Annotated in this window: 4 protein-coding genes (1 of these 4 cut by a window edge); all 4 read left to right on the top strand. The window is 72.3% G+C overall.

The features are described 5' to 3' along the window. Tightly spaced (at most 49 nt apart), the 4 genes in view from ACFWV3_RS02865 to ACFWV3_RS02850 form a layout consistent with a single transcriptional unit that may run on beyond the window. Positions 1 to 1,998: a hypothetical protein gene (locus ACFWV3_RS02865; RefSeq protein WP_382407519.1), complete on the top strand. Its 1,998-nt coding sequence runs from the start codon at positions 1 to 3 to the stop codon at positions 1,996 to 1,998. Positions 1,999 to 2,000: 2 nt separating this feature from the next. Further along, positions 2,001 to 2,462, top strand: a complete 462-nt coding sequence (locus ACFWV3_RS02860; protein ID WP_382407517.1) for a YbaB/EbfC family nucleoid-associated protein — start codon at positions 2,001 to 2,003, stop codon at positions 2,460 to 2,462. Further along, a complete protein-coding gene (locus tag ACFWV3_RS02855) occupies positions 2,455 to 2,772 on the top strand; it encodes a WXG100 family type VII secretion target (protein ID WP_382407515.1) in 318 nt (105 codons plus the stop codon). The genes ACFWV3_RS02860 and ACFWV3_RS02855 overlap by 8 nt, the downstream gene beginning before the upstream one ends. Before the next feature lie 49 nt (positions 2,773 to 2,821). Continuing rightward, positions 2,822 to 11,344, top strand: partial view of a hypothetical protein gene (locus tag ACFWV3_RS02850; protein ID WP_382407513.1) — the 5' end (the start) only. The gene runs 22,305 nt beyond the window's last position; the window shows 8,523 of its 30,828 coding nt (coding positions 1-8,523); its start codon is at positions 2,822 to 2,824; its stop codon lies off the right edge, out of view.

The raw sequence follows: 11,344 nt of genomic DNA, 5'->3' as shown, positions 1-11,344 counted from the left end.
ATGGCCTTCGGGTCTGATCCGCTGCCCCCCGCCGACGATCCCGCACTGGCGGGCATGACGGTCGAACAGCTGGCCGCCCTGGTGTTCGACCGGAGTCCGGACCTCTACTACGAGCACGCGCGCCTCTTCGACGCGGCGGTGGACCGGTTGCGCCAGGTCCGGGACGACTTCCGGCGCGAGTCCAGGCAACTGCAGGAGTCCTGGGAAGGAGAGCTCCGCGCGAGCTTCGAGGGACTCGAGCAGAGGTTCACCGCGACCATGTCGGCCGCCGCGCAGGCCGCCGGAGCGCCCGGCTACGGCATCGCGCTGCGCCAGGCGGGCGACGTGCTCGCCTACAGCCAGCGCCGGTTCCGCGACCTGTTCGCGCAACAGGTTCAGCAGGAGCAGGAGGCACAGCAGGCGGCCGCGCGGCCCCCGGTCGAGGGAGCCCCGCCACCGGAGGTCGTGGCGGCGCAGCAGGCGGTGCAGAAGAAGGAACTCGCGCTGCGGATCGTCCAAGACCTGGGCAACGCCTACCGCGACATCGGTACGAGGATCACGCCGATGCCGGAGGACGCCGGCAAGGCGGCCTCCGATCCGGGTACCGCGGCGCCGGGGGGCGAAGCGGGACCGGGCAGCGGTGCCGGAGCGCCCACACGCCGGGGCGACACGGCGGGCACGGGCGTGAACGCGTTCGCGCCGATGGGGATCAGTGCGCGAACCGCTGCCGACGACGGGTCCCTTTCGTTCGGCGACCGGTCAGGAGGATCCGGGCACGCCGAGTTCTGGGCGGAGACCGGCGCCGGCGTGCCGGGTGTGCCGGGAACGCCGGCGGCACAGGGCACCGCGGGCGCGCCGGGCGTGACCGAGGCGGCGGCCGGCTCGGATGGCGTGCTGTTCGCCGTCCCAGCCGCAGCGTCCGGGTACACCGCGCCGCTCGGGTCCCCCAGGCAGGCGGCGACCAGGCAGGCGGCGACCGGGCAGGCGGCGACCGGGCAGGCGGCGACCGGGCAGGCGGCGAACGGGCAGGCGGCGAACGGGCGGGGCGCGGACGGCTCCGTTGCGTTCGACCGGACGTTCGCCGGTGCCGCCGAATCTGACTCCGCCGTGGCCGGAGCACCGATGTGGGTGCCGGTGACCGCAGGGATCGGCTTGGGGCCTGTTGGTCTCGTCGGCGGCGCGCGGGACAAACGCGCCGAGCGGCGTTCGCCGGGGGCCACCGGCGCGGACGAGTCCACGGAGGAGCTCGCCGGTCAGGAGGCCGTGCCGGGCGGGTCCGACAGCAGGCCGCAGGTCGTGGCGGCTCCCGCCGGGCCGCCGCCCAGCGGTTCGCTCGCCACCGCGTCCCAGGACCTCACACCGCTTTCCGCGCCGATGACCGCCACGTCCGGTGGCCCGGCGCCATCGTCCGCTCCCGACGTGCCGGCGGCAGCGGCATCGCCGGGCACCGTGCCCGCCGGAGGGCCGGCGGGCCCCTCCGCGGCGAACATCGCCGCGTTCGGTTCGGCCGCCGCGGAGCGGCTGGTCGCGGGTCCAGAGCCGGTCGTGCGAGCGGGATCGTTCGGACCGGCGCCCGTGCAACCGCTGTCGGCGGACATCACCGCGGCCTTTCCGCCGGACACGCGTGCTGTCGTGGCCACCACGCTGAACGGGAACGCCGATCCTGCCGGCGCGAACGGGACGAACGCCGGAGCACCCGGCTATGCACCGATGGGGGCCTATGGGGGTATGTCCACGCCGGGGCACCACACGTCCGGCCGCCACTCGGAGGTGCCGTTGCAAGCCGATGCGAGTGCCTGGCAGTCCGCCGTGGGCGCGACCTACGTGGGTGACCCGGTGCTCGGAAAGCCTTCTGCCGAAACCAAAGCGGCCGCGCCGCCACCACCCGGCCCGATGCCGGTGACCGACAGCGGCGGCCGGGGTTCCCGCGGAACGCGGGGGAACCAGTCCGAAGTGGACTTCGAACAGCTGGAGTCCGTGCGGGAGATGCTCGGCAGGAACGACGAACGGAGGAGATGAGGATGAACGACTGGATGTCCTCCGCGGACTGGCAGGGCGTGGTCGACTCCGCTTCCGCGGATCTCGACCAGGAACGGGCGAAGCTCTCGCGCCTGAGCGAGCTGTGGAGCTTGCACACCGTCGTGCACTCCAAGGACCACGCGGTGTCGGTGACGGTCGACGGCCGCGGTGAGCTGGTCGACCTGTCGTTCGGCGGGTCGAAGTACCGGTCGATGCCGGCCGCGCAGCTCGCCAGCCTGATCCTCGAGACGGTCGCCCGCGCACGTGCGGACGCCATGGCGAAGGTCACCGAGGTCATGGGGACGACGTCCGTGCCGGGGTTGGATCTGGAAGGCCTCATGAGCGGCAAGGTCGATCCGCTCGAGGCGATGAACTCGCTGTTCGAGCCGATGCTGGACGGGCTCGGCCTGCGGGAGTGGTCGGCGAAGGACGAGCACGACGGTGGAGGGACGAACCGTGGCTGACAACAGGTTCCGCCTGGATCCCGCGCTGGTGCAGAGCGCCGTCGCGCAGGTCACCGAGGCGGGTGAGGCGGTCACCGCCGCACTGGCCAAGCTCAACGGCGTGCTCGACCACTTCGACGGCTGCTGGGGTGACGACGACATCGGCAAGGCGTTCGAGCAGAAGTACCGAACACCGTCGACGACCACGCGGAAGGACGCGGAGGGCACCACCGGGGCCATCACGGGCGCGGCCGCTCACCTGGCGGATGCGTCGCGGAACTTCCAGCAGCTCGACGAGGAAAGTGCTGCGCGGGTGAAATCCGGACAGTGATGTTCCAGCGGCGGTGAGCGTTCTTCTCCAGCGTGCAAAGGGGTTCGTGGTGGCTGGTTCGGATTTCACCCATTACGTCCCTCCATGGCTGCAGAAGTTCCTGATGGTGACGATCGGCCTGAAGTGGCCGCCCATGAGCGAGGGCGGCATGAAGGCGATGAAGGGGGGCTGGGACGAGTGGGTTCGTGAGCTGGTGGCGGTTCGTGCCGCGGTGCTGGCGGCGGCGCGGCGGTTGGAAGACGGCATGGACGGTGCGACGTCGGCCGAGTTGGTCGCGTTCTTGCGCGATGACGTGGTCAAGGGCGTGGAGGAGCTGATCGCCCAGGGGCGGTCGATGTCGGGCCTGGTCAAGACCGCGGTGGCGGACTCGGTCAAGGCGAAGATCATGCTGGTCGCTTTCGCGGCGCTGACCTTCTACACGGTCGCGCAGTTGATCGCGACGTTGTTCGGCGCTTTGTTCGTGCCGGCGGTGGTGGCGGCGGCACGGCTGGTGATGCAGCTGACGTTGAAGCAGTTGATGCAGCGGATCTTGGCCCTGTCGGTGCGTCAGGCGGTGGTGCAGTCGTGGCGGGTGGGCGCGGAGGCGTCGAAGGCGCTGGGGTCGAAGGTCGCCGCGATGCCGTGGAAGCAGATCGGTGTGCAGGCGGGCAAGGCGGTGCTGGAGACCTCGAAGCAGGCGGTGAAGTTCGGTCTGTACGGGGCGGGGTTGATGGGCGGCCTGGATCTGGGTGTGCAGATCGGGCAGAACATCGCCGACACGCGTGACGGTTTCGACGGGCAGTCGCTGAAGGGCTCGTTCCTGGGCGGTTTCCTGGGTGGCGCGCTGGCGGGGGTGGCGCACGCGGCCGCCAAGGGTGTGGTGAGGCTGTGGACTCCGGAGTTGCGCGCGCGGATGCCGGAGTGGGTGCAGCGGGGGATTCGCGCGGGTGGTCATCTGGGGTATGCGGGTGGTCAGGTGCTGGCGGCGGCGCTGAGCAATCCGATGATCAACTGGTTGCTGCACGGGCAGGGCAAGTTGTACGAGGGCGCGTTGGGGGCGGCGGCGCGGGCGCAGGGCCTCGGGGTTCACGGGGGCACGCCGGGAGGCAAGGCCGGTGCGGGGGAGAGCGGGCCTGGTGCCGGGGAGGCGTTGAAGGACAAGCTGGCCGGGATCCTGAGGACGGACAGCGGCAAGCCCGTGGAGGGCAAGACCGAGTCCGGTGCCGGCAAGTCCGGTGCCGGCGAGGAGGCCGGCCGGGAATCCGGTGGGCGCGACACGGTTGACGAGGCGGACAGCCGGCGCGGGTCGGTGGACACGTTGCCGCGGTACACCGCGACCAACAGCGATGCACCGGCGGACCGCCAGTTGGTGATCCCGAGTCCGCGGGAAAGCACGGCGTCCACCGGTTCGGGCGCTGTGGGCGAGGACGTCGTCCAGGCTCCGGGCGAGCGGAGCGCGGTGACCACGTCCACCGGCCGCCCCCTGGGCACCGTGTTCACCGCTCCGGCTGATGTCCGGACGTCGACCGACGGCGGCACCGCGTCCAGCCGGACCGAAGCGGCAAAGCCGGCCGTCGCGCAGCCGGCAGTCGCGCAGACCGCTACCGCGCACCAAGCCCAGGTAGCTGCCGACGTGGCGCCGGGTGGACACGAAGTTTCTGCGGGACAAGAACATGCGGCCGCATCCCAGGTCTCGCAGCCGGCACACGACGCGACTCGGCGGGGTGAGGCGGCCGTTGTTCAGCCGGTCGCCGCATCGGGTACGGCCGCGACGCCACCCGCCGCGAGCGCGGCCACCGGCGCGGACTTGAGCACCGGCGCCGGCGGGCGCCAGGAGCAGAGCGCGCCTCCCGCGCAGTCCAGGCCCGGCGTCCCGAACATCGCTGCAGCAGCACAACCCGTTGTGCCACAGGGCGCCAGCGCGACCACGCCGTCGACGACGAGCAACCCGGCCGGTCCGAGCGGCGGCCAGGCTCAGGCCGCGGCGGATCCTCGCACGTCGTCGGCAGGGCCGGTCTCCACCGCACCCCAGACGCACTCCGAACCGCAGCAACGCCCCGCCACGGCAGCGCTTACACCCACCACTGCGCCCACTGCCGGTGCCACGACTCCGGCCACTTCCGCGGCTACGACTCCGGCTGCCGCCAGGGCAGACGGCACGCCCGGCCAGCCGGCCGTGTCCGTCGACCGCCCGAGCACGTCCTCGCAGCCGGCCGTGGCGGTGGAGGGACGGCACGACACCGACGTGGCGGGTACGCCGGTCCGTTCGGACGCCGCTGCCCGTGGCGAGGCCCGCTCGGACGCACTCGCACGTTCGGAAGCCGCGGCCCGCCAGGAGACGCCGGCCCGTCCGGAAACGCCAGTCCGTCCGGACGCTGTGGCCCGTCCGGACGCTGTGGCCCGTCCAGACGCTGCGGCACGTCCGGAAACGCCGGCCCGACCGGACGCCACCGCCCGCCAGGAGACGCCGACTCGTCAGGACACCCCGACCCGGCAGGAGGCTTCGGCTCGTCCGGAGACGACATCCCGCGCGGAAGCGGCCCGGCAGGAGGCGTCGGCCCGTCCCAGCGGCCAGGTGCCCCAGGTCGTGTCGGGACACGGGCGTGCCGACCAGGAACGCTTGCGTTCGCGCGAGCAGGACGAGACCGCGGCCGTCGCCGCCTTCCTCGGTGCGCAGGAGGTCGCTGCCCAGTCGGCACGCGGTCCCGAGCGGGTTCAGGAGCCGGATGGACAGCACGTGGGGGCGGAGGCGTTCGCGGTCGGGACGTTCGGTCCGGGGCATCCGTCATCCGCGGTCCGGGAGACGTTGCGCGAGAGGCGTGCGCTGGCGACGCCCGCTCGTCACGGGGAGCAACGGCTGGACCGGGGGACGGACGGTTCGTCGGCCGGTGTGATCAGGCACGTGCGGTTCGAGGTGCGCCGGTTCGAGGTGGAGCCGGGTGTGTGGGTGAGGGAGGTCAGCGTGCCCCTCGACCTCGTCTCGCGGTCCGGGGTGGGCGAGGCCGCGCGCCGCAACCGGCTGGCCGACGCGCAGTCGCAGCTCGACGCGAACTTCAACGGCAGGTACCGGTTCGCCAACGGCGACCATGCCCACTTCGGCATCTCGGGGCGGATCGCGGACGAGGAGTCTCCCGGCTGGCACGCGGACGTCGACCGCAACGTCGCGGTCGAGGTGTTCCGTTCGTCCGCTGTGGACGGTCGCCGTTCCGACCAGCTGAACTGGGACCACCGGGACGCGGTGGGGGAATGGCTGCACCAGGTCTTCTCGTTGTTCGGGCTGCGCGAGGGCGCGGCCGGTGCGGACGTCACCCGCCGGGGTGTGATGGGCCCCGGCCGCGACATGTTCCTGACCGAGGAGGACGTCAAGCGGATCGACGAGGCCTCGCTCGACGCGGGGCCGGTCACCGATCTGCCGCTGGACGTCCTGCCCAGCGGCCACGACCCGAGTCCCGCACCGGTCAGGACCAGCACCGCGCTCGACGGCGATCCCTACTCGGGTGCGCACGTACCCGCCCGGTTGCCGCTGAGTCGCACCACGGGTCTGGTGTCCGAAGAGGACGCGTTCGAGCTCTCGGTGGTCTCGGCGCGGCCGCCGGAGATCTCGCCCCTGCGACCGGCGTCGAGTGCCGCCGGCACGGTGCCGACCCAGACCACGGGACCCGCGGCCACCGCGGCCCAGAAGGGTTTCGTCGCGGCGCGCGACCTCCCGGACTACCTGTACGAGGGTGAGCGGCTCGGAGTGGCCAAGCAGGTCGCCCGGCTCGAAGGAGTCGAGCGGATCGTCTCCGCCGTCGTCTCCCGGGCCGCGAAGACGCCGTCGAAGGGCGAGGTGCAAGCCCTGCGCGCTCGCCTCGCGGACGACTTCCGCCCGTTCCTGGGCAGGGGCGAGATCGTCAAACTGGGCGGCACCAGGATGCGCGTCAGGGGCGTCCCCGACTGGAGCGGTGCGAGTGAGGCGGGAAAGGCGAGCAGTTCGCCGTCCGCGTCCGACAGCGCACAGCACAGCTCGACGGTGGCCACCTCGAGCAGCACGACCCCGAAGTTCAGCCTGATCTACTTCACGCCGATGGTTCCCGGGCTGTTCGCCTCCGGGATCGTGGCGGTTCCGACCGCCGCGTCCGAAGAGCGCAGCCACACCCACACCGAGTCCGCCAAGTCCACCGTCACCGTCACCCTGCCGCGAGAAGGCGGCGGGAGCGGCTACATCGGCATGACCTCGGTGCGCACTCCGCTCGTGGTCGAACTGGTACCGCTCGACAGGCACGGCGAGCCCAGCGGGCCTCCCGTGCGCCTGGACGGGGCCGAGCCGGTCGGCGGTGCGGCGGGGCGCGGCGACGGTGGAGGTCCGATCGCGATCCGGCTGGACGTGCCGAAGGGACTGCACTCCCACGGCACGGAGGTGCGCTCGCCGGTGGAACTGCCCGCGTCGGTGGTGGAGGACGCGGTCGTGCGCGACGTGAGCGCCGGCAAACCGGGCGGGAAGGGGAAGGGCAGGGCTGCCGACGACTCAGGTGGGGCCATCTACCGGCAGGTCAAGAGGTATGTCGGCAAGCTGAGCGGGAGTTCCCGGGACGACCTGCGCGCGTTCGTCGGCCAGGCGAACATCGTGGCGAAGCTCCCCGAGATGGCGGTGTCGCGGGATCAGGCGGCCGCGGGCAAGGGCTGGGTCGAGTCCGGTTCGCTGCACCGGGGCGGGAATCCGCTCGTCCGGTTGCTCAGCTCGCGCGTGCAGAAGGTCGAGATGCGCCTGGTCGCGCGGAGCACCAGCTATCTGGAGTCCATCCCCGGCGCGAAGTTCGCGGAGGGGACGGAGGAGTCGAGCTCGTCGTCCGCCTCGAACACGGCCGGGCGGTCGGTGCTGGGAGTGATCACCATCGGGCCGGCCTACGACGTGGGCGCGGTGTCGGTGGGTGGCGGCGTCAAAGCCCTGGCGGCGGGCGGAGTTGCCAGGAGCCAGACGTTCGAGCGCGGGACCTCGGCGGCGGAGAGCCGGTCGCACGAGTCGGAGATCGTCCGCTACCGCAACGAGTACGACCTGGAGATCCGGGTGAACGGCAAGCCGCCGCTCACCTTCCACAACGCGGTCGACGCGGTCCACTGGGCCGAGCGCGGCGACGCGGAGAAGGCCGGCGTCGTTGACCGCCACGGTGCTCCGGTCGTGCCCGACGTCCGGGCGGCGGCCGGAGCGCTTCCCGTCACCGCGGCGGTGGAGGCGGTCGTGCCGGGCGCCGCACTCGCGGTGGCCGACGCGAGCAGACTGCTCAGCTCGGTCCTGCGGGACTCCGCGAGGGAGATCCCGGGCCACCACCGCTGGAGCTGGCGGGACAAGGTCTTCACCACGCACCTCGACGACCCCTCGCTCGGCAGGGGGCTCGAGGAGAAGGACAACCGGAAGCTGGAACGCGGTGCGGCGATCGACCACGCCGTGTCGGAGAAGGAGCTGGCGCGCCGCGCACCGGGTCTGATCTTCGACCGCCCGTTGAAGCTCGAGCTGCTGCCCGAGCCCGGCAGGGGACACGACTACAACGCCGCGTTCGAGATCAAGGCCAGTCTGCAGGGGCTGCTCCAGGATCTCGGTGCGGTCTCGCGGACGATCGACTCGGCCACGCTGACCGAGGTCGTGAGCGGCGGCAGGGAGACCGCGCGGGACTGGTCGCTGGGAGGCGGTCTCGTCGGCCGTCTCTACGGGCTGGTGCGGCGGGTTCCCGGCATGGTCCAGCTGGGTGGGATGGCGCAGTACAGCAGTGCCGTCGCGGACGGCCGCAGCCAGCAGACGCAAGTGTCGACCAGCGTGCTGAGCGGTGGGACCCTGGACCGGTCCGGTCACGTCCAGGGCGAGCGGCCGCACCGCTATCTGGCCACCGTGAAGCTGGAGGTGTCCGGCACGCAGTGGCAGCGCCCCAACGACCTCGTTCGCGGGGTGTCGATCGGCCGGCCCGGTAGGCACGCCCCGGAGGAACGTCCTCTCCCGATCGTCGACCCGACCGCGGCGGAGCAGGGGCGCGAACCCGGCACGGTCACCGTCGACGTCGTGGTCGAGCTGCCGCCGTCGCACACGCACCGGCCCACGGAGGTCGTCCCGCGCAACGTCGTCGCGCTGCCCGGTGAGCCGATCAACGGCAGCACGCAGCTCAAGAAGGGGCATTCCCGCGTCCTGGACGGTATTCCCGTCGTGTCGATCCGTGGCGCGGCGCAGGTGGCGTCGTCGTGGCGCAAGCTGCTGCACGACTTGGCCGACGACCCGGTGTGGAACCTCGGCACCGGCCGCAACGCGCAGCTGATGGACCGAGCGGTCTCCGCTGACGCGCTGCGCCAGGACGCGCGGCTGTTCAGCCGTCCCAGGCGGGTGGACGGGCTGTTCTGGAGCAGGCGGTGGCGCAGGGACGGCGCCGTGGCCGCGGTGTCGTTCTCGCTCAAGGACCCGGTGGTGCTCGCGACGCTCTGGCACGCCCCGGACCGCTCGGTCCGCGCGGGAGATCTGGCTTCCTCGCAGAAGGTCAGCGAGTGGAAGTGGGTCAACCTGTTCGAGGCGAGCGCGACGGTCAGCAGCTCGGGCGCGGCCCACCTCGGTGGTGCCGTCGTCCGCGGCGTGGGGCTGTTCCTGGAGGAGATCAACTTCTGGATCTTCGGCGAGGGCCGCAAGAACGGTGGCTCCCTGCTGGCGTCGCACGGCAAGGGCTTCAAGGGCGAACCGCGGAAGGTGCACCTGGTCGACGCGACGCTGGTCGCCACCAGCGTGGTGGAGACCAAACGGCAACGAACCTGGGACCGCTGGGGGCTGCTCAAGAAGCCCGGCACGCTCACCGCGGGAGAACGGTTCGAACTGCGTGACGGGGCGCGCGTTCTGGTCACCGACGAACAGCTGCGCGAGATCAAGCTGCTCCAGGCGCAGGAGGAGGCCAGGAGCCAGGCGGTGCCCGGCGAGGCGTCGGCTGGGAACGCGGCGGACGCGGGGGTGTCGGCTGGGAACGCGGCGGCTGGGAAGGCGGTGAACACCGGGACGCCGGTGAAGGCGGCGGACATCGGGGCAGCGGCGACGGCGGGCGGCACCGGTGCGCTGAACGCCGGGCCGGCGACGAAGAAGGCCGTCGACGGCGGGGTTCCGGCCGCGAAGGCGCCTGCCGTCACCGCGCCGGACGCCACGGTGGTGAGCGGCACGACCGCGGTGCCGGGCGGGCACGACGCCGGCGGTGCGAACTGGGCTGACGGCGTCACCAACCCGGTCGACCTGACGAGCAGCATCACCGCCCTCCACGAGGCGGTGAAGCAACGGCTCGGTGAGGAGACGGCGAACCGGCTGCTCCCGCGTTCGCCGCTGGACACCGCGCACGACAACTTCCGCGAGATCGAGCGCCGGCTCTCCGAGGTGCAGGCGACGCTGGGTGACTCGGCGAAGGTCGGGATCAGCATCCCGCTGCGGGAGGAGGGCCGGCTCAGCGGAGCGACCTACCACCTCGTCGTGGACGCTCAGCTGCTGGCCGCTCCCAAGCCGGCGGGCATCACGCACGGGACGATGACGGCGGTCTCGGAGGTCAAGGTCAACACGAGCTCGTCCTCGTCGCGCAAACGGCTCCTGGCGGAGTTCGCGACGTACGTGCTGCCGGTGGCGAGGTTCTCCGGCGAGTCGCACTCGGCATCGGACCGTCCTCCCAACGGGAGCCTCGGGGTCGGATTCGCGCACGTGTTCGAGTGGCTCAAGCAGGTGCGCACGAGGTCGGCCGCCGACGAGACGGTGCACACCCACACCGAAACCGTCACCGGCGCGCTCGCGCGGCGCGAGGTCGAGGTGCTGTTCGACATCCGCGTCGAGCGGCACGGCGAGCGGATCGCCGCGGCGCCCGCCACGAGGACGTTCACCACGTTGTCCGCCGTGGAGGATCGGGAGCCGGCGGGAGACGGGCGTGGTGTGCGCGTGCCGCGAGCTGCCGGTGAGGGCAGTGCGGCAGCGGTCGCCCGGTGGCACGAGTCGTTCGGGTCGTCTCCGCTGCCCCGTGACCCCGAACGGTCGCGGGTGGCCGCTTTCGACGGGGACAGCGCCGATCTGGTCGACGCCGCGCGGCAGGCGCTGGAGGCGGCGAGGGTCGCGGCGAAGGACGTCCCGCTCGACGCGCTGCGGGCGGAACTGGCGCCCAGCAGGCTGGCCGCCGTGCTGCAGGCAGGGCTGGGCCGCGGTGGTGACACGCCGCACAGCCACGAGCTGAGCCTGCCCGCCGGGCTGGGGGTGCGGGTCACGCTGCACACCAACGTCAGCGGCGCGGGGACGCTGACCGGTGCCAGCGCGCGGATGGCACTCGGTGAGCAGGCGGGTACGTCGCGCACCGAAAGCGACGTCGTCGTGACGGAGAACTCCCACGTCGCTCTCGTGCTGCCCACGGTTGCCGCCGGTCGGCCGCATCCGGCGGACCACGCGGATCCCGGGACGGGCAGGGAGCAGTTCGGGACGATCAACGCGCTGGGACTCCCGATGGAGGTCCTCGGCGCCCACTCCTCCGAGGACGCGCACTCCAGTGAGGTGACCACGGGTGGACAACGGCTGCCGCACGCGACGTCTGCCACGGCGCCCGATCCGATCGTCACCACCTGGTCGCACCCG

This window comes from Lentzea sp. NPDC059081 (genome assembly GCF_042738015.1).
Taxonomy (GTDB): domain Bacteria; phylum Actinomycetota; class Actinomycetes; order Mycobacteriales; family Pseudonocardiaceae; genus Lentzea.
This window is presented reverse-complemented; position numbering and strand designations above follow the sequence as displayed.